Raw genomic sequence first — 22,794 nt, 5'->3', positions numbered from 1 at the left:
CCGCGCGGGAACGCCGCAGGGGCGCGCCGGAGGACCGACGCGCCCCTGCGGGCCCCAAGGGAAGAGTCAGAGCGACTTGCGGAAGGCCTCCGCCACCGCCAGGAAGATCGAGTTGCCCTCGGCCTCGCCGATCGACACCCGCACGCCCTCCGGGAACGGCCGCACGATCACGCCGGCCTCGGCGCACGCGGCGGCGAACTCCTGCGAGCGGTCGCCGAGCCAGAGCCAGACGAAGTTGGCCTGCGAGTCCGGGATCTCCCAGCCCTGGGCGCGCAGCCCGGCCACCACCCGGGTGCGCTCCTCGACCAGCGCCTCCACCCGCTCCAGCAGCGCCTCCTCGGCGCGCAGCGAGGCGACGGCCGCGTCCTGGGCGAGCCGGCTCACGCCGAACGGGGTGGCGACCTTGCGCAGCGCGGCCGCCACCGGCTCGTGCGCGATCGCGAAGCCGACCCGCAGGCCCGCCAGGCCGTACGCCTTGGAGAAGGTGCGCAGCACGCAGACGTTCGGGCGGTCCCGGTAGAGGTCGATGCCGTTGGGCACCTCGGGGTCGCGGATGAACTCGATGTAGGCCTCGTCGACCACGACCAGGACGTCGGCCGGGACGGCGTCCAGGAAGCGCTCCAGCTCGGCGCGGTGGATCACGTTGCCGGTGGGGTTGTTGGGGTTGCAGACGAAGACCAGCCGGGTGTTCGGGGTGATCGCGGCGAGCATCGCGTCCAGGTCGTGGTCGCCGTTCGCCTTGAGCGGCACCGGGACGGGGGTGGCCCCGGCGACGGTGGCGACGATCGGGTACGCCTCGAAGGAGCGCCAGGCGAAGATCACCTCGTCGCCCGGGCCGGCCGTGACGAGCACCAGCGACTGGGCGATGCCGACCGAGCCGGTGCCGGTGGCGATGTGCTCGGCGGGCACCCCGAAGCGCTCGGCCAGCACCGAGGTCAGCTCGGTGACGCCCATGTCGGGGTAGCGGTTGAACGAGCCGGCCGCCTTGACCGCCGTCTCCAGCACGCCGGGCAGCGGCTCGTAGGGGTTCTCGTTCGAGGACAGCTTGTAGGCGTCGGCGCCGGCCGGCTTGCCGGGCTTGTACGTGGGGATGCCGTCGAGGGTCGGCCGCAGCCGCGGGCCCTGCGCTGACGTACCACTGCTCACGGTCGTACTCCGTTTCCAGTTGCGGAACTCTCCGGTGCGCTCGCCCGCCACGGACGGGGTCGCCGCCGTGCCCGGGACCTCGTGACGCGTCCGGACCACCCCGGTCGGGTGCCTTGCACGATACCGACCGCCCTCACCCGTAGGAGTGAGATGCCCGGTCGGGTTACAGGCGCAGATCAGCCATTCTGCCCGGTTCCTTTGGCACATGTCAGAGGTAAGAGGCCTGGTTTCAGGCGGGTATCGAAGGGGCGCACCCCGGCTCACTCGTGGAGAAACGTATCTCTGCGGGCTCCCGATGCGCCGGTCACAGACCCTTGTCAGGAGCCATACGATCGGTCCGCCATGACAGCAGCAGCCAACCAGAGCGGTCGGCGTCCCACCACCTCACGGCGTCTGGAGCGGGCCGGCATCCGGGATGTGGCAGCAGCCGCCGGAGTGTCGATCACCACTGTCTCCGATGCGCTGAACGGGAAGGGCCGCCTGCCCGACGAGACCCGCAGCCGGGTGCGCGAGGTCGCCGAGCGCCTCGGCTACCGCCCCTCCGCGGCCGCCCGCACCCTGCGCACCGGACGGTCCGGCCTGATCGGCCTGACCGTCACGACCTACGGTGAAGAGCCGTTCACCTTCACCGAGTTCGCGTACTTCGCCGAGATGGCCCGGGCCGCCACCAGCGCCGCCCTCGGCCGCGGCTACGCGCTGGTGGTGCTGCCCGCCTCCTCCCGCCACGACGTCTGGGGCAACATCGCCCTCGACGGCACCGTGGTCATCGACCCGCCCGACCAGGACCCCCTGGTGAGCGAGCTGTACCGGTCCGGCGTCCCGGTGGTCAGCGACGGCAAGCCCGGCAACTGCCCGGTCACCGCCTGGGTCGACAACGACCACGAGGCCGCCGTGCTCGGCATCCTCGACCACCTCTCCGAGGCCGGCGCCCGCCGCATCGGCCTGCTCACCGGCACCAGCACCGACACCTACACCCGGCTCTCCACCGAGGCCTACCTCGGCTGGTGCGCCAAGGTCGGCCAGGAACCGGTGTACGAGACCTACCCGGCGCACGACCCGGCCGCCGGCGCCGTCGCCGCCGACCGGCTGCTCGCCCGGCCCGACCGGCCGGACGCCGTCTACGGGCTGTTCGACCCCAACGGCACCGACCTGCTGGCCGCCGCCCGCCGGTACGGCCTGCGGGTGCCGGACGACCTGCTGCTGGTCTGCTGCAGCGAGAGCGACGTCTACGCCACCACCGAACCGCCGATCACCACGCTCTCGCTCAAGCCGCGCAAGATCGGCACCACCGTGGTCAACCTGCTCATCGACGCGATCGAGGGCGTGGACTCCGGGACTGGCGTCGACATCGCCCGGCTCTTCCCGCCGCGGTTCCGCACCGCCGGCACCGGGCCGCCGCCGGGCACCCTGATGCCGACCGAACTGATCGTCCGCGCGTCCTCCCAGCGCCGGAGTCCGCGCACCACCGTCAGCCCGCCCCGGTCGCCTGGCGAGGTTTAGACCACCGCGCCGCGGCGGCCCCGGGACCGGGCCGCCGCGCCCGGGCAGAGCTGACGAGACCGTACCGAGCCGGGACAAAACGGACCTTGTGGGGCCGCCCGGCTGACGCTCCGGAGGATTGGATACCCACCAGGTGACGACGCCGGGAGAGTGGTCTTCCTATGATGGGCGAATGACACCCGAGGACCGCTTCCCCGGGCCTGAGCACCCCCACTCAGGCCCCCGCCACCAGCCGGACCTCGACGTGCTGCCGTACGGCACCTATTACGAACCCGATCCCTCCACCGGCTACCCCGCGGCCCCGTACGACGGGGAGACCCACGACGGGGAGACCTACAGCGGCTACGGCGGAGCCCGCTACCTGGAGCAGCACTGGCCCGCCGACGGTCAGGGCCACACCGTGCACGCCCAGGGGATCGGCATGGACCACAGCCCGGCCTTCGCGCAGCAGGGACAGGGCGGCTACGAGAACGGACCGGGGTACGAGGGGGGCCAGGAGCAGGGCGGGTACGACGGTCAGGAGCAGAACGGGTACGAGGGCGGCCAGGAGCGGAGCGGCTACGACGGCCAGGACCAGGGCGGCTACGAGCCCACCCTGCCCGACCAGCCCTCCCCGGCGCTCCAGCTCGCCGGCCGCGACGACCCGCCGACCATCGAGCTCGGCCCGCCGCTGCCCGACCCCGCCGCGCCGACCTACCCGTACCCGGCCCCCGGCCCCGGCGAGCCCCCCGGCCCGGTCTACGTCGTCGGCGACGTCCACGGCTACCTGGAGGAGCTGCGCGCCGAGCTGCGCCACCAAGGCCTGATCGACGCCGACGGCCACTGGTCCGCCGGCCGCGCCCGGATCTGGTTCCTCGGCGACTTCACCGACCGCGGCCCCGACGGCATCGGCGTCATCGACCTGGTCATGCAGCTGGCCGCCGAGGCCGCCGCGGCCGGCGGCTACTGCCGCGCCCTGATGGGCAACCACGAGCTGCTCTTCCTCGGCGCCGCCAAGTACGGCGACGAGCCCGTCCAGTCCACCGCCGGCACCGCCTCCTTCCTCGCCGCCTGGCGGCTCAACGGCGGCCAGCAGAACGACCTGGACCGCCTGGAGGCGCACCACATCAGCTGGCTCTCCCGGCTCCCCGCCATGGCGGTGGAGGACGGCCACCTGCTGCTGCACTCCGACACCACCGCGTACCTGGAGTACGGCGAGTCCATCCCCGACGTCAACGACGCGGTGCACAGCCTGCTCGCCGACGGCAGCGTGGACGAGTGGTGGGACTGCTTCCGCCGCTTCACCAAGCGGTTCGCCTTCCGCGGCGAAGCCGGGCCGCTGGCCGTCCACGAGCTGCTGGACACCTACGGCGGCAGCCGGATCGTGCACGGGCACAGCCCGATCCCGTACCTCACCGGCGCGGTGCACAACGACGACGGCCAGCCGCCGCACATCCCCGGGCCGTACGTGTACGCGGACGACCTCGCGGTGGCGATGGACGGCGGCGTCACCATGGAGGGGCGGCTGCTGGTCGCCCGGCTGCCCATCGGCTGACCGCCCGGCCGCCTGTCACCCGACCGCCCGGCCGTACGCCAACTGACGCCAGGCATAGAACAGTTGTTCCCGGCGCCCGAACCGTCGCACGCGCGCGTCCGGGGGCGCGAAATTCCGGAAACCGACTGTCAGCCCGGGCGTGCCCGCCCCTACCATGAGGCACACCACACCCGGCCGCCCGTCCGGCGGCCCGCCTCCGCGCCCGTTTCGGCGTCCTGAGGGCCGTACGCCCCCGGGGCCGAGCGAACGGGGTCCGCACGAACGGGGTCCCCATGACCAACCCCCCGCCCCTGCTCGCCGAGGACCGCCCGGAGTACGAGCGCCTCCTCACGGAAGCCCTGCGCGACCGCACCGTCCTCACCGCCCTGCGCGCACCCGGCGCGCTCGCCACCGCCGAACTGCGCCTCCGCGCCCTGCGCGACGCCGACCGCGTCAACGCCGCGGCCGCCACCGAGTACGCCCACTACACCCGGCTGCGCGAGGCCCTGCACAGCACACCCCCGCCACCGCCCGGCGGCGAACCCGCCAACCCCGGGCTGCTCACCCAGCTGCGCACCGGCGGCGGCGGAGGCGGACCGTTCCCCGTCCTCACCGTGCTCACCCCGATCCTGGCCTGGGCCGCCGCCCTGTTCCTGCTGCTGATCGGCTACCTGCTGCGCGCCGCCGAGCCGGGCCTCGCCCTCGCCGGCTCCCTGGTCACGGCCGGCTGGGTGGCGCTCGCCGCCGGGGTCGCCGCGATGGCCATCGGCATCATCGGGCTGCTGCTCACCGCCCTGCGCGACGGCGCCGCCACCGCCCCGGCCGGCACCGACCCGGAGCTCGCCGCCGAACTCGGCGACGCCCACGGCGAATGGCGCACCGCGCTGCGCGAGCGCGGACTCCTCCCGTACCTGCTCGACGCGCTGCCGCCGGTGCCGGCCCCGGCGACCCGACCCGGCGTCAGCCGCCCCGACGGCACCGGCCCCGACTTCAGCAGCCCGGACTTCACCGGCCCCGGCTACAGCTCACCCTCGTTCACCAGCCCCGGCGCCGAAGGACTGACCGACCGCGAAGGCCGCGTCCCCCGCCCGGCCGGCTTCACCCCACCCGACTTCACCGGACCCGGGTACACCCCACCCGACTTCACCGGACCCGACGCCGAAGAACTCACCGACCGCGAGGGCCGCGTCCCCCGCCCCGTCGGCTTCACCCCACCCGACTTCACCGGACCCGGGTACACCCCACCCGACTTCACCGGACCCGACGCCGAAGAACTCACCGACCGCGAAGGCCGCGTCCCCCGGCCAGCCGGCTTCACCCCACCCGACTTCACCGGACCCGGGTACACCCCGCCCGACTTCACTGGACCCGACGAGGTCCGCTGAACCCTCCGCTCCCCGGCCGGCGCCCCCGGACCGGGGGACATCCCCACCCCCGGTCCGGGGGCGGCCACCATCGTCCCGGGCCCCGCTGCCCGCCAGGCTGGAACCCACGAGTGGAGCACGACCCGGGGGAGACCAGCGATGCGCACCGGACCCGTCCGACCAGCCCGAACCGGACCGGCCCTGCTGCTGGTCACCGCCCTGCTGGCGGCCCTGCTGGGGCTGCTCCCCGGCGTCGGAGCCGAAGCAGCCGCAGCCGGAGCGGCGGGCGACGCGCCCGCGCCGGGCGGTCCGGTCCCCAGCCCGGTCGACTTCACCGGCGCCGGCGGCACCGTCCTGCACGGCCTGGTGCTGGCCGCGCCCGGCGCGAAGGCCGGCACCCCCGGCCCGGGACTGGTCATGCTCCCCGGGGCCGGCCCGGGCCCGCTCGCCGAGCTGCGGGCCGCCGCCGAGTCGTACGCGCGGCACGGCGTCACCGTCCTCGTCTTCGACAAGCGCACCGACGGCTACTCGACGACCCACCGGGACTACGGGCAGCTGGCCGACGACGCCCTGGCCGCCGTCCGGCTGCTGCGCGCCCGGCCGGAGGTCGCCCCGGACCGGGTCGGCCTGTGGGGCCTGTCCGAGGGCGCCTGGGTGGCCTCGCTCGCCGCCACCCGCACCACCGAGGCGGCGTACCTGGTCACCGTCGGGGCGGTCGGCCTCACCCCGGCCCGCCAGCAGGCCTGGGCGTACCGGGGCTACCTGCGCCACGCCGGCGTCTCCGGCTCGCTGGTCACCGCGCTCTCGGACACCTCCGTCCGCCTGCTCTCGGCGGCCGGGCTCTTCCCGGAGGCCGACTACGACCCGGTGCCGGTGTGGGAGCGGGTCCGCCAGCCCGTCCTGGCCGAGTGGGGCACGCTCGACCGCGAGGCCGCCCCCGAGGAGAGCGCGACGATCATCCGCCGGGCCCTCGACCGCGGCGGCAACACCCACTACACGCTGCGGACCGTCCCCGAGGTCCGGCACAACCTCCACCTGACCCGGGACGACGGCTACGACCGGCCCGACCTGCTCCCCGCCGACTACGCCGGGACCGAGTCCGCCTGGATCCAGCGGCTCGCCACCGGCCTCCCCGCCGCCTCCGCCGACCCGGCCCCGCACCAGGACACCCGCAGCCTCGCGCTCGACCCGCTCCCCTGGTACGAGTCCACCTGGTTCGAGGTCGTCGCCACCCTGCTCTGCCTGACCGGCTTCGCGGGCTACGCGCTGAGCGGCGCCGTCCGCCGCCTGCGCCGCCGGCCGCGCCCGGCCGCCCTGCCCCGGGCCGCCCGCTGGGCCGCCCTCGCCGGAACGGCCGCCCTCCTGGGCGCCCTCGGCTACCTGCTCTTCCTGATGCTCACCGCCGCGATGTTCCCGGGCCCGGTCCTGTTCGGCCGCCCGGTGGTCTGGCTGGCCGTCCAGCTGCTCGCGCTGTTCGCCCTCGGGGCGGCCGCCGTCGCCGCGGCCGGTGCCCGGCGGGAGCGGGCCGCCCTGGCCGCCGCCTCCCTGGCCGCCCGGGCGCGGCTGGGCGCCCTGCTGCTGGCCGGGCTGGTGTTCCTGCCCTGGGCCCTGTCCTGGGGACTGCTGCTGCCCTGACCCCCCGCCAGCGGGGCAACGGCCCGCTCCCTCGCCCGGGGGAGCGGGTTCGGCCCGGATGAGGACGCCCCGGCCGGCCCGCTCCGGGAGGGTCGGAGCCGGTGGCGGACGGACCGCGTCCGCCCGGGTCGGGAGGCGGAACCATGGGCGCACGGACGATCGCGGCACGACTGCACGGCACCCCCGCACCGGGCGTGCCCCGTTGGGCGGTCCGCACCGGGTACGCGATCACCCTGGCCGTCCTGCCCTCCTGCCTCTGGCGGATCGGCGGCTTCATCGTCGGCCTGCCGCTGCTCGACCACGGCCCGACACCACCGGAGCGGGACCCGGCCCCGTTCGACGGAGGCTGGGCGTACATCCTCGCGCTCAGCGTGGTCAGCGAGGCGCTGGCCCTCCTCTGCTTCGGCCTGGTCGCCCGCTGGGGCGAGGTGTGGGCGGGGTCGTCACCCACGGCTGGCAGACCGTCGTGTTCTGGATCGGCTACCTGCCGCCGGCCGCCTGGGGTCCGCTCCTCGCCGTGCTCACCGTGCACTACTACCGTCGGCGCAGGGCGAGTTGAGCCGCTTCGGGGCGGGCGCGGTCAGTCCGTCGCCGGCGCGCGGAGCGGCGCGCCCCCGGGCCGCTCCGCGACGACGTTCGTCGCCGCCCGGACGAAGGCGCGGACCCGGGCGGTGGTGTTGCTCTCCAGCCAGACCGGGCCGCGCTCGATCGGGGGCGCGTCGTGGATCGGCACGTACGCGACGTCCGGGCGCGGGTAGTAGTGGCGGGAGTGCTCGCCGACCGGGAGGACGCCGCGGCCCATCGCGACCAGGCTGAGCAGCTCGGAGAAGGTGCCGCCGGACGGGCCCTTGGGCACCGGACGGCCGGACGGGGTGCGGTCGGGGGTGCGGTCGCGCTTGAAGCCCGCCGAGGTGACGGCCGGGTACTGCACCACCGGGTGGTCGGCGAGCACCTCGACCGACACCGACCGCTCCGCGGCCAACGGGTGCCCGGCCGCCACCGCGAGGACCCGCCGCTCGGTCAGCAGCACCGGCCCGCGGGCCATGCCGTCGAACGGGTAGGAGGCGATCAGGACGTCGACCGAGCCGTCCTCCAGGCTCGACCGGGAGTTGGACAGCTGCACCTCGCGCACGTCCACCCGGCAGTCCGGGTACCGCTCGCCGAACAGCGCGGCCGCCTTGAGCAGCACGGGCGCCGTCCACTCCCCGAGGAACGCCACCCGGAGCTCCCCGGTGACGCCCCGGGCGGCGTCCTCCGCCCGGCGCAGCGCCGCCTCCGTCGCCGCCGCCACCGGCACCAGGTCCTCGGCCAACTGCCGCCCCACCGCGGTGAGTCGGACCGACCGGCTGGTGCGGTCGAACAGCTGCGCGCCGATCCGGCGCTCCAGTTTCCGCACCACCTGGCTGACCCGCCCCGTGGTCAGGTGCAGCCGCTCGGCGGTCCGCCCGAAGTGCAGCTCCTCGGCGAGCGCGAGGACGACCTCGATCTCCAGCCGCTCCAGCATCCCGGCCCCGCCCGCCCCTCGATCGTTGAATGCGGCTCAACGATCGTACGACGATCACGCGTTGATCAGGCCTCCGGCCAGGAGGATCGTGGAACCCGTCCCCAGCAGTCGCACCCGAGCGGAGCCGATCACCCATGCGCGTCGTAGCCTTCGACCACCTGGTCCTCAACGTCGCCGACGTCGAGCGTTCGCTGGCCTTCTACTCCGGCCTGCTCGGCCTGGCCCCCGTCCGGGTCGACGAGTGGCGGGCCGGCCGGGCGCCGTTCCCGTCCGTCCGGGTCGGCGCCGAGACCATCATCGACCTGGTCCACGGCCCCCGGCACGAGTCCAACGTCGACCACTTCTGCCTCACCGTCGAGCCCCTCGACTGGCAGGAGGTCATCGACGCCGGCACCTTCACCGTCCTCGAAGGCCCCGTCCCCCGCTACGGCGCCCGCGGCACCGCGACCTCCGTCTACGTCCAGGACCCGGACGGCAACACCGTCGAACTCCGCTGGTACCCCCAGGACGCCGACCGCTGAGCGGCGCCGACCGCCGAAGGGCGCCGACCGCCGAGCGGCGCCGCCCCCGGCCCGAGCACCGGGCCGGGACGGCACGCGGCCGGCCGCCGGGTCAGCTCCGGCCGGCGAGGTGCTCGACCAGCCGGTCGAAGCTGGAGTTCAGCCCCGCCTCGGCCTCCGGGCCGCGGTACATCTCCGGCACCCCGGTCTGGTGCAGCACCACCCGGGTGCGGCCCTCGTCGAGCCCGGTGAAGGTGAGGGTGGAGCGCATGCCCGAGCCCTCCTCCACCATCGCGAAGAACTCGCCCGCCCGGATCTCGGTGATCTCCGCCTTCAGCGGGTACCGGTCGCCGGTCTCGTCGACCACCATGGTGCTGTCGTAGCGCCCGCCCTCCTTCGCCTCGATGGTCACGGTGTCCAGCGGCACGTGGGTGCCGACCGGACCCCAGAAGCGGACGAACTGCTCCGGCTCGAAGTACGCCTCGAACGCGGCGGCGGGGGCGCCCGGCAGCTCGCGGGTGATGGTCAGCTCGCCCAGGTTCTCGGTCATCTCGGGATCTCCTCCGTGGTCACGTCTGTCGCTTGCACAGGGGTAGACCGGGACCGCCCCGAGAACTCATCGCTCCCCGCGAAAGTTTTTCCGACGAGTTCTCCGGGGTTCCTCCGGCGGGCCCGAAGCTCTTCCCCACCGGCCCCGGAACGCGCTACGGGCAGATCAGCTCGATGGTCGGGAAGTACGTGCGGTAGCGCGTGGCATCACGGGTCAACAACCGGTAGCCGCGCACCGCCGCATGCGCACCGATGTAGAAGTCCGGCAACGGTGCGGTCTTCTGCCCGCCGCGCTTGCGGTACAGCAGAAATGCCTTGCCGGCCAGGAACCCCGCCTCGTAAGGGAGCGGTTCCCGCGCGAAGTCCTCGACGGGAAGGACGGCGTCAAGGTCCTCGATCGCGGCGTACGCCACCGAGACCTCCGCGTAGACGATCGGGTTGATCACCACGTCGCCCTCGTCCTGGGCCTTGGCCAACGCGGCCTCCGACCAGTCGGCCCAGGCCTCGTCATCCGTCATCAGATCCAGCAGCACGCAGGAGTCGACAAGCGTCACCGGCCGCGCCCGGCCCGAACCGACCAGCCTCAACCGGCTACTCGCCACGCAGCAGCTCCATGATCTCGTCGGTGGACATGCCGCCCGAAGCGCTCCCCCTCATCCGGCGGGCCGCCCGCTGCCCTCTGGTGCCGTGGCCCTCCCGGCGCACTATCCGCAGGACGCCGCCCTCCTCGATGACGTCCACCTCGTCGCCGGGGCGCAGGCCGCACTTCTCGCGGAGTTCCGCGGGGATCGTGACCTGCCCTTTGCTGTTCAGCCGCATGTCCCACCTCCGGCGTAGCACGTATTACCTCTACCACGTAATACTAGTCCGGCGACGGACCCTCCGGGAGGTCCGCGACGAGCGGACCCTCCAGGCCTGAAGGCGGCATGCTCACCGCCCCGCCGGCTCATGACGGGCCCGGGCCCGGGGCGAGCAGCCGGCGCAGTGCCGTGGGTGTGTGCCCCACGTGCTCGCGGACGACGCGGGTCAGGTGCGCCTGGTCGGCGAAGCCGAGCTGGGCCGCCAGGGCGGCGAGGCCGGGTTCGCCCTCGACGATCCGGTCCATGGCCCGGATGACGCGTACGCGGTTGCGGTAGCGGGTCAGCGAGACGCCCGTCTCCCTGGAGAACACCCGGCTCAGCCGGTAGGGCGACACCTCCAGCAGCGCGGCCAGCGCGCAGAGCCCACCGGCCTCCGGGGCCTCCTCGATGATCGCCTCGCGCGCCGCCGCGGCCAGCGCCCGGTCGGCCGGCCGACCTGCCCGCCGGGCGCGGGCGGTCGGCTCACCGGCCGCGGCCGCGACGAGGCGGAGCAGTTCCTCCGCCAGCGCGTAGTCGATGTCGCCGGTGCCCGCGGCGGCGACCAGACGGCGGTGGGCGAGGTCGACGCGCGCGTCGACGTACACCGTCGTCGCGGCGGGCGGGCGCCCGAGGAGGGAGGGCTCGAACCTGACCGACGTGCAGACGTCGCCGCCGGCCGGGTGCGCGAAGCGCTCCTGCTCGCCGGGCGCGCCCAGGTAGGCCGTGGTCGCGTCCAGATCGGTGTCGGTGCCGTCGGCCGACCGCCGGAACCTGCCGCGTCGCACCAGCACCAGGCGGTGGTCGTCGCGGCTCTCCGGCCGCGACCACCGGGTGTGGTCGGAGCGGCACCCCACCACGGTCACGGTGAACTCCGGCCGGGCGGCGAGGGTCGATGCGGACAGCATGCCGCGGACGGTACCCGCCGGGTACGACAGGACGGCCCGCAAGGATCTTCAAGACCTCCGGTGCCGTCACCCCGGATGCTGGGGCCCACGTGACGACAGGAAGGGAGCCATCCATGGCCGTCCACGCGGAGCTCACCGCGATCACCATCGACTGCGCCGACCCCCGGGCCCTCGCCGGGTTCTACCGCCAGGTCACCGGCTGGGACCTCGGGCAGGCCGACGACGACTTCGTCCAACTCGGCGCGGGACCGGTCCGGTTGGCCTTCCAGCGGGTCGCCGGCTACCGGGGGCCCGGCTGGCCCGACGCCGCGAAGCACGCCCACCTCGACTTCGCCGTCGCCGACCCCGAGGCCGCGGTGAAGGAGCTGCTCGCGGCGGGGGCGACCAGGCCGGAGTTCCAGCCCGGCGAAGGCGATTGGACCGTTCTCGCCGACCCCGAGGGCCACCTGTTCTGCATCGCTTCGGCCTGACGAGGAGTCGACCACCCATGGCCTCGATCCACAAGGAACTCGTCATCGACGCCCGCCCCGAAGCGGTGTGGTCGGTGCTCAGCGACTACGGCGCGGTGCACGAGCGGCTGGCGCCCGGGTTCGTCACCGACACCGTGTTGAGCTCGGACACGCGCACCGTCACCTTCGCCGACGGCACGATCGTGCTCGAACGGCTCGTCGACCTCGACCACGAGGCGATGCGGGTCGCCTACACGGTCGTCGGCGGCAGCCTCCACCCGTCCCACCACCACGCGTCCATGCAGGCCCTTCCGGAGGCCGGCGGCCGGACGAGGTTCGTGTGGCACACCGACGTCCTGCCCGAGGCCCTGGCCGCACCGATCGCCGAGTCCGTCGAGCACGGTTCGGCGGTGATCCGCCGCACGCTGGAGGCCGCCGCACCGGTCGCCGGCCCCGACGCCGGGAGGTAGCGGAGGACCGCGAAAGCGCCGCCCCGAGCTGATCGGGGCGGCGCTCCGGCGTCCCGGGTCAGTCCACCAGCGGGAGGTAGACCTTGTTGCCCTGGGCCGCGAACTCGGCGGACTTCTCGGCCATGCCGGCCAGCGCCTCGGCGTCGAACTCACTGGAGACGGCGGTGGATCCGTCGCCGTGCTCGTCGCGGATCTTCTGGGAGATCTTCATCGAGCAGAACTTCGGGCCGCACATCGAGCAGAAGTGCGCGGTCTTGGCGGGCTCGGCGGGGAGGGTCTCGTCGTGGAAGTCGCGGGCGGTCTCCGGGTCGAGGGCCAGGTTGAACTGGTCCTCCCAGCGGAACTCGAAGCGGGCGTCGGAGAGGGCGTCGTCCCAGGCCTGGGCGCCGGGGTGGCCCTTGGCCAGGTCGGCGGCGTGGGCTGCGATCTTGTAGGTGATCACGCCGGTCTTGACGTCGTCCCGGTTGGGCAGGCCCAGGTGCTCCTTGGGGGTCACGTAGCAGAGCATCGCGGTGCCCCACCAGGCGATCATCGCGGCGCCGATGCCCGAGGTGATGTGGTCGTAGCCGGGGGCGACGTCCGTGGTCAGCGGGCCGAGGGTGTAGAACGGCGCCTCGTCGCAGATCTCCTTCTGGAGATCCATGTTCTCCCGGATCTTGTTCATCGGGACGTGGCCCGGGCCCTCGATCATCACCTGGACGTCCCGCTCGCGGGCGATCCGGCCGAGCTCGCCGAGGGTCTTCAACTCGGCGAACTGCGCCTCGTCGTTGGCGTCCGCGATCGAGCCAGGACGCAGGCCGTCACCGAGCGAGAAGGTGACGTCGTAGGAGGCGAGGATGGAGCAGAGCTCCTCGAAGTTGGTGTAGAGGAAGTTCTCCTGGTGGTGGGCCAGGCACCAGGCCGCCATGATCGAGCCGCCGCGCGAGACGATGCCGGTCTTGCGGCGCGCGGTGAGCGGGACATAGCGCAGCAGCACGCCGGCGTGGACGGTCATGTAGTCGACGCCCTGCTCGCACTGCTCGACGATGGTGTCCCGGTACACCTCCCAACTCAGCTCCTCGGCGCGGCCGTCCACCTTCTCCAGGGCCTGGTACAGCGGCACGGTGCCGATCGGCACGGGGGAGTTGCGCAGGATCCACTCACGGGTGGTGTGGATGTTGCGGCCGGTGGAGAGGTCCATGACGGTGTCGGCGCCCCAGCGGGTGGCCCAGGTCATCTTCTCCACCTCCTCCTCGATCGAGGAGGTGACGGCCGAGTTGCCGATGTTGGCGTTGATCTTCACCAGGAAGTTGGTGCCGATGACGGCCGGCTCCACCTCGGGGTGGTTCACGTTGACCGGGATGACGGCCCGGCCGCGGGCCACCTCGGCCCGCACGAACTCGGGCGCCAGGCCCTCGCGCAGCGCCACGAACTCCATCTCCGGCGTCACCACGCCCCGCTTGGCGTAGGCGAGTTGGGTGACGGCGGCACCACCGCGGCCGCGCAGCGGACGGCGCGGGCGGCCGGGGAAGACGGCGTCCAGGTTGCGCAGGTTCCCGCCGCGCGGCGAGGTGTGCTTGATCCCGTCGTCCTCGGGGCGCGACTCGCGGCCGTCGTACTCCTCGACGTCGCCGCGCTGGCGGATCCAGGGGTCCCGCAGCGCGGGCAGGCCGCGCCGCACGTCGGGCTCGTACGACGGGTCGGTGTACGGGCCGGAGGTGTCGTACAGCGGGACGGTCCCGCCGTTGGTGAGCCGCACCTCGCGGTACGGGACGCTCAGGTCGGGGCGCGATCCCTCGCGGTAGGCCTTGTGCCAGGCCGGGGTCGGGTAGCCGGTGCGCTCGCTGCTGGGGGCGCTCCGGACAGACTGCGGCTGTGCTTCGAACGTGGTCATCTGACCTCTACTCCCTACGCCGGCATTACCCGGTCAGGTTCCTGCGGTCGACGCAGCCGTCGGTCCGTCCGTCGACGTCCCGGTCAGCGTCCTCTCAGCCCGGTGCTCCGAGCTCCCGCGTCGCAGGCGGTGTTGCCTGCACACGACGCCCAACACCGTAGCGAGCGGATCGCCGCAGGTCCAGAGCGCCTCACGCCAGAGGCCCGGCTCCCCGTCTCGCGGGGGGCCGGGCCTCAGGGCGGCGGTCGGGGCGGCCGGTCAGCTCTTGGCCGCCTTCTTCACCAGGACCACCACGGCGGCCGCGATGCCGACCACCACCAGCAGCTTGATCACGATCGAGAGCAGTGCGCCGACGACGCCGAACACGAAGGCGACGATGTTCCAGGCCAGCACCAGGACCAGCACCGGGATGACGATGTTGCGCACCCAGGAGGGCAGCGACTTCCAGAGCTCAGCCATGTCGGTTCCTCTTCTCCCCTCGGGTCGGCCGCCGTCCGGTGCCGCATCCCGCTTGCTTTCGGTACTTCGATCGTACGGTGGCGCGAGTGCCGGAACGAGGCCCAACGGCCCGGAGAGAACCCCGAGATCCCCCCGATCCCGACCCCCCGGGTGACCCCCGAGAACTCCTCCGGCGGGGGCACGGCCCCGGGCCTTTACGACCTGTCCGAGCGACGCCGGAAGCAAGCCCGTCCGGACGACGGGCGGCAGGCGGCGGGCGCCGCCCGGACGGCTCAGACCGGCCAGCGCTCGCCGCGCCAGGCGGCGTCCCAGAACATCCACTCGTAGCGCGAGGTGGTCACGAAGTGCCCGACCACCTTCCGGCGTTCGGCCGCGGACAGCTCCTCGCCCAGCCGGTCGGTGAGCGCCAGCACCCGGCGGACCACCGACTGGAAGGCCTCGTCGCCGTAGGTGGAGATCCACTTGGCGTACAGCGGGTCGGGCGAGCCCTGGGCGAGCAGCGCCTCGCCGACCCGGGCGTAGATCCAGTAGCAGGGCAGCACCGCGCCGAGCGCCTCGGCGAAGGAGCCGCCGTAGACGGTGGCCAACAGGTAGCTGGTGTAGGCCCGGGTGGTGGGCAGCACCGGCTCGGCGGCGGCCTCCTCGGCGCTGCCGCCGAAGGCGGTCAGGAACTCGGCGTGCATGCCCTGCTCGGCGGCCAGCGCGCCGACCGCGTCGTCGGCGAAGGCCCGGACGTCCTCCTCGCCGGGTGCCTTGGCGGCGCAGACGGCGAGCGCGCGGGCGTAGTCGCGCAGGTAGTGCGAGTCCTGGACGACGAAGTGGCGGAAGGCCTCGCGCGGCAGGGTGCCGTCGGTGAGCCCGGCCAGGAAGGGGTGGGCGAGGATCTCGGCGTACACCGGCTCGATGGCCGCCCAGAGTTCTTCGGTCAGCGTCTTGGTGCTCATGACGCGACCCTAACCGCCGGGGCGGCCGGTCCTCCGGCCAGTGTGCCGCCGTCCTCCCCCGTCCCCGGGCCCGTCCGTCCACCTCCCGGACCAGGGGCATTCAGCACGACCCCGCCGTGTGGTGGTTCCGCCGGGAGGGTGGTTCCTGTCAGGCTTGGGCGGCATGAAGGGTTTCCTCATCAAGACACTGATCAACGCGGCGGCCATCTGGGTCGCCGCCTGGATCGTCAGCGGCATCCAACTCGCCCAGGGCAAGGCCGACTGGCAGCACAAGGCGCTGACGGTGCTCGGCGTCGCCGTCGTGTTCGGCGTGGTGAACTGGCTGATCAAGCCGGTGGTCAAGCTGTTCTCGTTCCCGCTGTTCATCCTCACGCTGGGACTGATCACCTTCGTGATCAACGCCCTGATGCTCCTGCTCACCTCCTGGGCCTCCGGGAAGCTGAGCCTGGACTTCCACGTGACCAACTTCGGCTCGGCGCTGGTCGGTTCACTGATCATCAGCCTGGTCGCGTGGGGCCTGCACCTGGCCCTGGACGACGACTGACCGGTGCCGTGCGGACGGCCGAAAGGGGCCCGCACCCGGGTGTTGCCACCGGGTACGGGCCCCTTCGCCGTTCCTGTGCGACCGCGGCCGGGGCGATCACCCCGCGTTCTCACGCCCCTTGAGCAGGTCCGCGAGCTGGGCGTCGATGTCCCGCCCGGAGAACTCCTGCCCCATCGGCACCAGCCGGTCGGTCCGCGCCAGGAAGGCGATCAGCGGCGCGGACGAGGCGCACAGCAGGGCGTCCCCGTCGGGGGAGTGCAGCACGATGCGGACCTCCGAGAGCTCGTCGCCGACCGGGCGGATGTGCACGTCGCCCTCGCCCGCCGGTCCGCTGATCCCGTCGAGCAGCAGCTCCCGCGCGAAGTACCAGGTGACCGGGGCGTCGCCGGGCAGGTGGAAGGTGAGCCGGACGGCGTACGGGTCGTCGGCCTCGTACGCCAGGTCCACCGGGAGGCGGAAGGAGAGCTCGTGCGAGACCACGAGGTTCATCACCAGGTGACCCTGGACTGTGCTGTGCTGCATGGCGCCAGTACCTCTCGTTCTGCCCGCGCCGTCGGTTCGCTTGGTCCGATGGCGGCGGACATGTTTTCGACGGTTTTTGTGACGGTTTATGCAACCAATCCACGTTCGATCATCATCGTCCATGTTTGGGGATGTAGTGGACAAGGCGTGCTTTTTCAAATGGTGAACGAGCCGGAGCAGGTCCAGACCAAGTGGTGTCAGAAGATGAACGACGGACTCATCGCCCCGACCCCGCGCCGCAGTTGGCACGCGACGGAGACCAGCCGGTCGGCCCGCTCGACCGGGAGCGACAGGGCCATCGTGGCGACCACCGGGCCGATGGTGATCGGGACGGCCGCGCAGACCGTGCCGAGCGCGTACTCCTGACGCTCCAGCACCGGCATGGTCGGCCGCAGCGAGGCGAGCCGGCGCAGCACCGCGGTCTCGCCGGTGAGGGTCGACGGGGTGAGCCCGGCCGGCGGGTGGCGGGCGAGGTGGTCGCGGCGCTCCTCCTCGGGCAGCTGGCCGAGCAGGCACTGGCCGATGGCGTGCGCGTGGGCGGTGGCCCGGAAGTCCGCCCAGGGCTCGACGGCCGGGCGGTTCGGGTCCTCGGCCACGTCCACCACGTGGACCTCGCCGTCCCGGTACAGCGCGAAGTAGACCGCGGCGCCGAGCTCGTCCCGTAAGGACCGCATCCGCGTCCGCAGGTCGGGGTCGCCGCACCGGCCGCGGGAGCGGGCTATGCCGTCGAGCGCCTCCCCGTGGAAGAAGCGCCCCTCGGAGCGCCGCAGGTAGCCCTCGTGGGCCAGGGTCCGCAGCAGGTGGTAGGCCGTGCCGAGGGGCAGTTCGGCGGCCCGGGCCAGCTGCTTGGCGGTCGCGCCGCGCCGGAAGCCCCCGACGGCCTCCAGCAGCCGCAGCGCCCGCTGGACGGAGCCGATCAGGGTGGGCCCGCGGTCCGCCTCGGGCGGCCGCGGCGCGGCGGGCCCGGCCTCCCGCGCGGTCCCGAGCGGACGTGCCGCCTCGAACGGTTGCTCTCCGAACGGGTGCTCCCCGAACGGTCGTGCTGTCTCGAACGGTTGCGTCTTCTCGAACGGCTGTGCGATCCGATCCATGACACCCAACCCCCAGCCCGAGTCCCTCGTACAGGTCCGTGCCCAGAACGGGCATGCGGAACGAAACCTCCGATTTGCCCGATAGCTGCTCATTGCAGCACAGCGGGACCCCGAACGGATGCACCCGACCGGGTCGGCGTTTCGACCCGTTCCCGGCGTGTTTCGACCCGTTCCCCGGGTTTCGTTCCTCCCCCGGCGCGGGAGACTTCCGCACAACGCGCCAGTCCCGGAGGTGGCCATGGGCCCCGAGAACCGCACCGCGCCACCACGCCCGGTCGTGAAGCGCACCGCGCGGGCGATCCTGCTGGAGCTGGACCCGGCCGATCCGTACGGCCCGGCCTCGATCGTGCTGATCCGGCGGGTCCGGCCGGACTCGCCGCACCCGTACTGGATCACGCCCGGCGGCGGGGTCGAGCGGGAGGACCGGACGGTGGTCGAGGCGCTGCACCGCGAGGTGGACGAGGAGCTCGGCGGCAAGGTCGTGGACGTGGTGCCCGCCTTCGTCGACACCATCAGCCACACCCACCATGACGACGGCACCCCGCTGCACCCGCACGGGGTCAAGGTGCAGCACTTCTTCGTCTGCCGGCTCGCCTCGATGGACCTCGACCGACGGCACGGGCCCGAGGTGACCGACCCCAACGGCGAGTACGAGGTGGTCCGGCTGCCGTTCACCCGCGAGGGCGTCACCTCGGTCAACGTGGTCCCGCCCCGGCTGCGGGCGTACCTGGCGGCCAACATCGAGGGCATCCGCGCGCTCCTCGCCCCCGACCTCGGGTGATCACACGGCGGCCGGGTCGCCGACCGGGTCGTGCCGGATCAGCTCGGCCGGGACCCCGGCCCGCAGCAGCACCCCGACGCCCCGGCGCACCATCGCCGGCGGCCCGCTGAGCACCGCCTCGCGACCGGTCCACGGGCCGAACCGGCCCACCGCATCGGGCAGTTCGCCGGTCAGCAGCCCGCCGGTCAGCAGTCCGCCGCCCAGCAAGCCCCCGGCGTGGCCGCCGCCGGAGAGCACCGGACGGACCGTCAACCAGGGGTGGCGAGCGGCCAGTTCGCGCAGCCCGTCCAGCGCGTACAGCTCCTCGGCCCGGCGGGCCCCGTAGAACACCTCGACCCGGCGGCCGGACGCACCGTGCTCGGCGGCCTCCTCGACCAGGGCGCGGATCGGCGCGATCCCGGTGCCGCCGCCGAGGCAGAGCAGGTCCCGGCCGGCCGCGTGGTCGACGGTCATCGCGCCGACCGCCGGGCCGAGCCGCAGCACGTCCCCGGGCGCGGCCCGGTGGACCAGCGCGTTGCTCACCCAGCCCGCCTGGACGGCCTTGACGTGGAAGGTCAGCAGCCCGTCCGGGCGGGGCGCGCCGGCGAAGGAGTAGTGCCGCCAGACCCGCGGCCACCAGGGCGTCTCCAGCGCGGTGTACTGCCCGGCCCGGAACGGGTAGGCCTGGTCCGGCCGGACGGTGACCACCGCGACGTCCCGGGTGCGGCGCTCGTGCCGGACGATCTCGCCCTGCCACCAGGCCGGCGAGGTGCGGGCGTCCTCCTCGGCGGCTTCGATCATGGCCGAGGAGATCATCCGGTAGGCGCGGCGCCAGGCCGACTCGGCCTCGGCGTCCCAGCGGTCGCCCGTGTACCGGGCCAGCGTTCCCACCAGGCACTCCTCCACCACCGCGTAGTGCCCGGCCAGTGCCCCGTACCGGCGGTGGGACCGGCCGAGCCCGGCCAGCGTGGCGCGCAGGGCCGCCGGCCGGTCGAGCTCGCGGACCACGGCCAGCAGGGTACGGAACAGCCGCTCGCGGTGGACGTCCATGGCGGCGGGGAAGGACGAGCGGAGCTCGGGGTGGCGCAGGAAGAGCAGCGCGAAGAAGTGCGCGGTGGCCCGGTCGGCGACCGGCTCGACGGCGGCGAGGCCGGCCCGGACCAGCCCGACCTCCCGGGCGGTGAGCGGCCGGCGGGCGGTGGCCGGGTCCTGCCCGGCGGCGGGGAGCGCGGCGGCGGGCTGCCCGGCGGGGGTCCGTACGCCCCAGGCGTCGCTCCACCGGTCGCCCGGGCCGACCCGGTTGAGGCCGGGAGCGTCGGCGAACAGCGGGCGGAAGCCGGCGGCGGGGGCGGGAGCCGGGGCGTGGACGTGGGCCGGAGCCGGGACGAACGGCGGTTGCAGCGGCCGGACGGGCTCCAGCAGCGACACCGGCGGCAGCACCTCCGTCGGTGCCTCCGCCGCCACCAGCGGCGGCAGGTCCGGCGGGTCCACGGGCATCGGCGGGGCCACGGGCGCAGGCGGGTCCAGGCGCACCGGCGGGGCCAGGGGCACCGGCGGCCGGGCGACCGCCTCCCGCGACGGGCCCCCGTCGGGCGCGGACTGTCGCAGGCCCGGGACAGACGAGACCCCCGCCGAGCCGTGCCCGGTACGGACCAGGACTGTTCCGCGGGACTTCACCGCTACGTTTCGAGTACCCAAGAGAATCGTTTCGCCCTCCGGCCGGCCTGCGCCACCACCTGGCTTGTCGCTACTGGCGCCAAGGCAGCGTGGCACGGCCCGACCGACCGACCGACGAATCACGCGAAGCCCGGACATCCGGGCCCGGAACGCGCTACTCTCCCCACCCCCGGTCGCCCCGGGTGTCCGTCCGCACACCCAGGGCGACCGGAGAGCCGGGCTCGACGGCGGTCCTCAGAGCTGCCGCAGCAGCATCCCCGGCTGCTCCACACAGTCCGCGACGAACCGCAGGAAGCCGCCCGCCGTCCCGCCGTCGCAGACCCGGTGGTCGAAGGTGAACGACAGCTGGGTCACCTCGCGGACCGCCAACTCCCCCTGGTGGACCCAGGGTTTGGCGACGATCCGACCGACCCCGAGCATCGCCGCCTCCGGGTGGTTGAGGATCGGGGTCGAGCCGTCCACGCCGAACACCCCGTAGTTGTTCAACGTGAAGGTGCCGCCGGTCAGTTCGGCCGGGGTGAGCGCGCCGTTGCGCGCCGCCTCGGTCAACCGGCCCAGCTCCTCGCCGAGTTGCCCGGTGCTGCGGTTCTGCGCGTCCCGCACCACCGGGACGACCAGTCCGCGCTCGCCCTGCGCGGCGAAGCCCAGGTGCACCGCCGAGTGCCGGACGATGCCCGAACCGTCCCCGGTCACCGAGGAGTTGAGCTCCGGGAAGCGCGCCAGGGCGACGGTGCAGATCCGCGCCAGCAGCGCCAGCACGCTCACCTTCGGCCCCGGCGTGGCGTTCAACTGCCGCCGCAGCGCCATGAGTTCGGTGGCGTCGGCGTCCACCCAGCAGGTCGCCGCCGGGATCTCCCGGTGGCTGCGGCTCAGCTTCTCGGCCACCGCCTTGCGCAGCCCGCGCAGCGGGACCACGCCGTCCTGCCCGGCCGGCCCGGCGGGCGCCGGAGCGGCCACCTTGGCCGCGACCGCCCGTTCGACGTCCGCGCGCATGATCAGTCCGTCCGGCCCGCTCCCGGTGAGCGCGGCCAGATCGACCCCCTGCTCCCGGGCCAGCCGCCGCACCAGCGGCGAGATCACCGGCACCACCGCCGGCCCGGCCGGGACGACCGGAGCCCGCACGGCCACGGCACCGGCGGCGACCACGGCCGAGGCCGAGGCCGGTGCCCCGACCCGGCGCCGCCGCCCGCCCCGGCCCGGCTCGGCGACCCCGAACCCGACCAACGGCCGCTCCACCTCGGCAGAGGCGGAGGCGGCGGCAGGCGCAGCGGCAGAGCCCGGCCCCGCCGCATCCTCCGGCCCGCTCCCCACCGCCGGCGCCACCGCGACCGTCACCAGCGGCGCGCCCACGGCGATCTCCTCGCCCACCTCGCCGTACCGCGCGGTGACCACCCCGCCGTACGGACAGGGCACCTCCACCACGGCCTTGGCGGTCTCCACCTCCACCACCGGCTGGTCGACCGCGATCACCTCGCCGACCTCGACCATCCAGCGCACCACCTCGGCCCCGGTGAGCCCCTCACCGAGGTCGGGCAGCCGGAACTCCCGTACGACGGGCATCATCCTCGGTCCTCCCACTGCAGCCGGGCGACCGCGTCCAGGATCCGGTCCACCCCGGGCAGGTGGTGGTGCTCCAGCATCGGCGGCGGGTACGGGACGTCGAAGCCGGTGACCCGCAGCACGGGCGCGGCCAGGTGGTGGAAGCAGCGCTCGGTGACCCGGGCGGCGATCTCCGCGCCGGTGCCGCCGAAGCCGCTCGCCTCGTGCACCACCACGGCCCGGCCGAGCGAGCGCACCACCCGGAAGACCGTCTCGTCGTCGAACGGCACCAGGGTGCGCAGGTCCAGCACCGCGAGGTCCCGGCCCTCGGCCTGCGCCGCCTCCGCCGCCGCCAGGCAGACCGGCAGCGAGGGGCCGTAGGTGATCAGCACGGCGGAGGTGCCGGTGCGCCGCAGCACCGCCCGGCCGATCGGCTCGACGGGCGCGTCCGGGTCGAACTCGGCCTTGCCCCAGTAGAGCCGCTTGGGCTCCAGGAACACCACCGGGTCGTCGGAGGCGATCGAGGCGCGCAGCAGCCCGTACGCGTCGGCCACCGTCCCCGGGGTGACCACGTGCAGGCCGGGGGTGCTGGTGTAGTAGGCCTCGGAGGCGTCGCTGTGGTGCTCGACGCCGCCGATGCCCCCGCCGTACGGGATGCGGACGGTGATCGGCAGCGGGAGCCGGCCCGCCGTGCGGTTGCGCATCTTGGCGACGTGCGAGAACAGCTGCTCCAGCGCCGGGTAGGCGAAGGCGTCGAACTGCATCTCGACGACCGGGCGCAGCCCGTACATCGCCATGCCGATCGCGGTGCCGAGGATGCCGGCCTCGGCCAGCGGGGTGTCCAGGCAGCGCTCCGGTCCGAACTCGGCGGTGAGCCCGTCGGTGATCCGGAAGACCCCGCCGAGCGCGCCGACGTCCTCGCCGAGCACGTGCACCGCCGGGTCCTCGCGCATGGCGTCCCGCAGCCCGGAGTTGAGCGCCTGCGCCATCGAGGCGGTGCGGACATCAGAG

General features: G+C 73.9%; 24 protein-coding genes. 10 read left to right on the top strand and 14 right to left on the bottom strand.

All coding sequences use genetic code 11. The annotated features are described in order from the left end of the window. Nucleotides 1-66: 66 nt before the first annotated feature. Entirely contained in the window at nt 67-1,146 is a 1,080-nt protein-coding gene (gene hisC / locus AMK13_RS10965) for a histidinol-phosphate transaminase (RefSeq protein ID WP_049651240.1), read from the bottom strand. Between the two features lie 342 nt (nt 1,147-1,488). On the opposite strand from hisC, the gene AMK13_RS10960 reads away from it, so the two are divergent. The 5 genes from AMK13_RS10960 (at nt 1,489) to AMK13_RS45835 (ending at nt 7,717) form a co-directional block, all read left to right on the top strand. After that, entirely contained in the window at nt 1,489-2,646 is a 1,158-nt protein-coding gene (locus tag AMK13_RS10960; RefSeq protein WP_074001983.1) for a LacI family DNA-binding transcriptional regulator, read from the top strand. A 421-nt stretch (nt 2,647-3,067) separates the two neighbouring features. After that, complete coding sequence (locus AMK13_RS10955; RefSeq protein WP_079272051.1) at nt 3,068-4,180, top strand: metallophosphoesterase; 1,113 nt, start codon at nt 3,068-3,070, stop codon at nt 4,178-4,180. A gap of 272 nt (nt 4,181-4,452) precedes the next feature. Beyond that, complete coding sequence (locus AMK13_RS10950; protein WP_074001982.1) at nt 4,453-5,544, top strand: hypothetical protein; 1,092 nt, start codon at nt 4,453-4,455, stop codon at nt 5,542-5,544. A gap of 138 nt (nt 5,545-5,682) precedes the next feature. Continuing rightward, nucleotides 5,683-7,158 (top strand): alpha/beta hydrolase family protein, encoded by a 1,476-nt coding sequence (locus tag AMK13_RS10945; protein WP_074001981.1) that lies wholly within the window; start codon nt 5,683-5,685, stop codon nt 7,156-7,158. 430 nt (nt 7,159-7,588) lie between these two features. Next, a complete protein-coding gene (locus tag AMK13_RS45835) occupies nt 7,589-7,717 on the top strand; it encodes a hypothetical protein (RefSeq protein ID WP_274538678.1) in 129 nt (42 codons plus the stop codon). 21 nt (nt 7,718-7,738) lie between these two features. Here the strand turns inward: AMK13_RS45835 and AMK13_RS10940 are convergent, their stop codons facing one another. Continuing rightward, nucleotides 7,739-8,662 (bottom strand): LysR family transcriptional regulator, encoded by a 924-nt coding sequence (locus AMK13_RS10940; protein WP_074001980.1) that lies wholly within the window; start codon nt 8,660-8,662, stop codon nt 7,739-7,741. A 134-nt stretch (nt 8,663-8,796) separates the two neighbouring features. Here AMK13_RS10940 and AMK13_RS10935 point away from each other — a divergent pair, with 134 nt between their 5' ends. After that, the gene (locus AMK13_RS10935; RefSeq protein ID WP_074001979.1) at nt 8,797-9,183 is read left to right on the top strand and encodes a VOC family protein; all 387 of its coding nucleotides are present in this window, start codon (nt 8,797-8,799) and stop codon (nt 9,181-9,183) included. Nucleotides 9,184-9,274: 91 nt separating this feature from the next. Here AMK13_RS10935 and AMK13_RS10930 read toward each other — a convergent pair whose 3' ends face one another. The 4 genes from AMK13_RS10930 to AMK13_RS10915 form a co-directional block, all read right to left on the bottom strand. Next, a complete protein-coding gene (locus AMK13_RS10930; RefSeq protein ID WP_049659222.1) occupies nt 9,275-9,712 on the bottom strand; it encodes an SRPBCC family protein in 438 nt (145 codons plus the stop codon). 154 nt (nt 9,713-9,866) lie between these two features. Next, entirely contained in the window at nt 9,867-10,313 is a 447-nt protein-coding gene (locus AMK13_RS10925) for a type II toxin-antitoxin system VapC family toxin (RefSeq protein WP_074001978.1), read from the bottom strand. Next, nucleotides 10,303-10,530 (bottom strand): AbrB/MazE/SpoVT family DNA-binding domain-containing protein, encoded by a 228-nt coding sequence (locus AMK13_RS10920; RefSeq protein ID WP_074001977.1) that lies wholly within the window; start codon nt 10,528-10,530, stop codon nt 10,303-10,305. Before AMK13_RS10920 ends, AMK13_RS10925 begins: the two co-directional genes overlap by 11 nt. A gap of 127 nt (nt 10,531-10,657) precedes the next feature. Next, nucleotides 10,658-11,455, bottom strand: coding sequence for a helix-turn-helix domain-containing protein (locus AMK13_RS10915; protein ID WP_107418718.1), 798 nt, complete (start codon nt 11,453-11,455; stop codon nt 10,658-10,660). A gap of 113 nt (nt 11,456-11,568) precedes the next feature. Between AMK13_RS10915 and AMK13_RS10910 the strand changes: the two genes are divergently transcribed. Continuing rightward, the gene (locus AMK13_RS10910; protein WP_074001976.1) at nt 11,569-11,925 is read left to right on the top strand and encodes a VOC family protein; all 357 of its coding nucleotides are present in this window, start codon (nt 11,569-11,571) and stop codon (nt 11,923-11,925) included. 17 nt (nt 11,926-11,942) lie between these two features. Further along, nucleotides 11,943-12,374: an SRPBCC family protein gene (locus tag AMK13_RS10905; RefSeq protein ID WP_074001975.1), complete on the top strand. Its 432-nt coding sequence runs from the start codon at nt 11,943-11,945 to the stop codon at nt 12,372-12,374. Nucleotides 12,375-12,432: 58 nt separating this feature from the next. On the opposite strand, the gene thiC is transcribed toward AMK13_RS10905, so the two are convergent. From thiC to tenA, 3 genes are all read right to left on the bottom strand, one after another. After that, nucleotides 12,433-14,247 (bottom strand): phosphomethylpyrimidine synthase ThiC, encoded by a 1,815-nt coding sequence (gene thiC, locus AMK13_RS10900; protein WP_074001974.1) that lies wholly within the window; start codon nt 14,245-14,247, stop codon nt 12,433-12,435. 258 nt (nt 14,248-14,505) lie between these two features. Next, nucleotides 14,506-14,706, bottom strand: a complete 201-nt coding sequence (locus AMK13_RS10895) for a DUF5326 family protein (RefSeq protein ID WP_049653234.1) — start codon at nt 14,704-14,706, stop codon at nt 14,506-14,508. Between the two features lie 272 nt (nt 14,707-14,978). Further along, a complete protein-coding gene (gene tenA, locus AMK13_RS10890; RefSeq protein WP_049653239.1) occupies nt 14,979-15,650 on the bottom strand; it encodes a thiaminase II in 672 nt (223 codons plus the stop codon). Nucleotides 15,651-15,813: 163 nt separating this feature from the next. Between tenA and AMK13_RS10885 the strand changes: the two genes are divergently transcribed. Beyond that, nucleotides 15,814-16,194, top strand: a complete 381-nt coding sequence (locus AMK13_RS10885) for a phage holin family protein (protein WP_049653241.1) — start codon at nt 15,814-15,816, stop codon at nt 16,192-16,194. A gap of 96 nt (nt 16,195-16,290) precedes the next feature. On the opposite strand, the gene AMK13_RS10880 is transcribed toward AMK13_RS10885, so the two are convergent. Further along, nucleotides 16,291-16,716 (bottom strand): SsgA family sporulation/cell division regulator, encoded by a 426-nt coding sequence (locus tag AMK13_RS10880; RefSeq protein WP_049653243.1) that lies wholly within the window; start codon nt 16,714-16,716, stop codon nt 16,291-16,293. Nucleotides 16,717-16,913: 197 nt separating this feature from the next. Next, complete coding sequence (locus tag AMK13_RS10875) at nt 16,914-17,807, bottom strand: IclR family transcriptional regulator (protein WP_079272009.1); 894 nt, start codon at nt 17,805-17,807, stop codon at nt 16,914-16,916. A 238-nt stretch (nt 17,808-18,045) separates the two neighbouring features. Between AMK13_RS10875 and AMK13_RS10870 the strand changes: the two genes are divergently transcribed. Then, nucleotides 18,046-18,588, top strand: coding sequence for an NUDIX domain-containing protein (locus AMK13_RS10870; RefSeq protein WP_074001973.1), 543 nt, complete (start codon nt 18,046-18,048; stop codon nt 18,586-18,588). Here the strand turns inward: AMK13_RS10870 and AMK13_RS10865 are convergent, their stop codons facing one another. The 3 genes from AMK13_RS10865 to AMK13_RS10855 form a co-directional block, all read right to left on the bottom strand. Continuing rightward, nucleotides 18,589-20,064: a globin domain-containing protein gene (locus tag AMK13_RS10865; RefSeq protein WP_079272050.1), complete on the bottom strand. Its 1,476-nt coding sequence runs from the start codon at nt 20,062-20,064 to the stop codon at nt 18,589-18,591. 414 nt (nt 20,065-20,478) lie between these two features. Beyond that, entirely contained in the window at nt 20,479-21,804 is a 1,326-nt protein-coding gene (locus tag AMK13_RS10860) for a dihydrolipoamide acetyltransferase family protein (protein WP_074001971.1), read from the bottom strand. Further along, nucleotides 21,804-22,772 carry an alpha-ketoacid dehydrogenase subunit beta gene (locus AMK13_RS10855; protein ID WP_074001970.1) on the bottom strand — a complete coding sequence of 323 codons (969 nt, stop codon included), beginning with the start codon at nt 22,770-22,772 and terminating at the stop codon, nt 21,804-21,806. The genes AMK13_RS10860 and AMK13_RS10855 overlap by 1 nt, the downstream gene beginning before the upstream one ends. Between the last annotated feature and the right edge of the window lie 22 nt (nt 22,773-22,794).

This window comes from Streptomyces sp. CB02056 (genome assembly GCF_001905545.1).
Taxonomy (GTDB): Bacteria; Actinomycetota; Actinomycetes; order Streptomycetales; family Streptomycetaceae; genus Kitasatospora.
Note: the sequence above shows the minus strand (reverse complement) of the source record. Positions and strands in the feature narration are given on the sequence as shown.

Bases quoted from the DNA above. Each gene is read 5' to 3' on its own strand.
- AMK13_RS10860 (WP_074001971.1), bottom strand. From the start codon at position 21,804: ATGCCCGTCGTACGGGAGTTCCGGCTGCCCGACCTCGGTGAGGGGCTC.
- AMK13_RS10865 (WP_079272050.1), bottom strand. From the start codon at position 20,064: ATGCCCGTGGACCCGCCGGACCTGCCGCCGCTGGTGGCGGCGGAGGCA.
- AMK13_RS10960 (WP_074001983.1), top strand. From the start codon at position 1,489: ATGACAGCAGCAGCCAACCAGAGCGGTCGGCGTCCCACCACCTCACGG.
- AMK13_RS10950 (WP_074001982.1), top strand. From the start codon at position 4,453: ATGACCAACCCCCCGCCCCTGCTCGCCGAGGACCGCCCGGAGTACGAG.
- AMK13_RS10930 (WP_049659222.1), bottom strand. From the start codon at position 9,712: ATGACCGAGAACCTGGGCGAGCTGACCATCACCCGCGAGCTGCCGGGC.
- tenA (WP_049653239.1), bottom strand. From the start codon at position 15,650: ATGAGCACCAAGACGCTGACCGAAGAACTCTGGGCGGCCATCGAGCCG.
- AMK13_RS10870 (WP_074001973.1), top strand. From the start codon at position 18,046: ATGGGCCCCGAGAACCGCACCGCGCCACCACGCCCGGTCGTGAAGCGC.
- AMK13_RS10855 (WP_074001970.1), bottom strand. From the start codon at position 22,772: ATGGCGCAGGCGCTCAACTCCGGGCTGCGGGACGCCATGCGCGAGGAC.
- AMK13_RS10945 (WP_074001981.1), top strand. From the start codon at position 5,683: ATGCGCACCGGACCCGTCCGACCAGCCCGAACCGGACCGGCCCTGCTG.
- AMK13_RS10920 (WP_074001977.1), bottom strand. From the start codon at position 10,530: ATGCGGCTGAACAGCAAAGGGCAGGTCACGATCCCCGCGGAACTCCGC.
- AMK13_RS10940 (WP_074001980.1), bottom strand. From the start codon at position 8,662: ATGCTGGAGCGGCTGGAGATCGAGGTCGTCCTCGCGCTCGCCGAGGAG.
- AMK13_RS10935 (WP_074001979.1), top strand. From the start codon at position 8,797: ATGCGCGTCGTAGCCTTCGACCACCTGGTCCTCAACGTCGCCGACGTC.
- AMK13_RS10895 (WP_049653234.1), bottom strand. From the start codon at position 14,706: ATGGCTGAGCTCTGGAAGTCGCTGCCCTCCTGGGTGCGCAACATCGTC.
- thiC (WP_074001974.1), bottom strand. From the start codon at position 14,247: ATGACCACGTTCGAAGCACAGCCGCAGTCTGTCCGGAGCGCCCCCAGC.
- AMK13_RS10885 (WP_049653241.1), top strand. From the start codon at position 15,814: ATGAAGGGTTTCCTCATCAAGACACTGATCAACGCGGCGGCCATCTGG.
- AMK13_RS10955 (WP_079272051.1), top strand. From the start codon at position 3,068: ATGGACCACAGCCCGGCCTTCGCGCAGCAGGGACAGGGCGGCTACGAG.
- AMK13_RS10905 (WP_074001975.1), top strand. From the start codon at position 11,943: ATGGCCTCGATCCACAAGGAACTCGTCATCGACGCCCGCCCCGAAGCG.
- AMK13_RS10880 (WP_049653243.1), bottom strand. From the start codon at position 16,716: ATGCAGCACAGCACAGTCCAGGGTCACCTGGTGATGAACCTCGTGGTC.
- AMK13_RS10875 (WP_079272009.1), bottom strand. From the start codon at position 17,807: ATGGATCGGATCGCACAGCCGTTCGAGAAGACGCAACCGTTCGAGACA.
- AMK13_RS10910 (WP_074001976.1), top strand. From the start codon at position 11,569: ATGGCCGTCCACGCGGAGCTCACCGCGATCACCATCGACTGCGCCGAC.
- AMK13_RS10915 (WP_107418718.1), bottom strand. From the start codon at position 11,455: ATGCTGTCCGCATCGACCCTCGCCGCCCGGCCGGAGTTCACCGTGACC.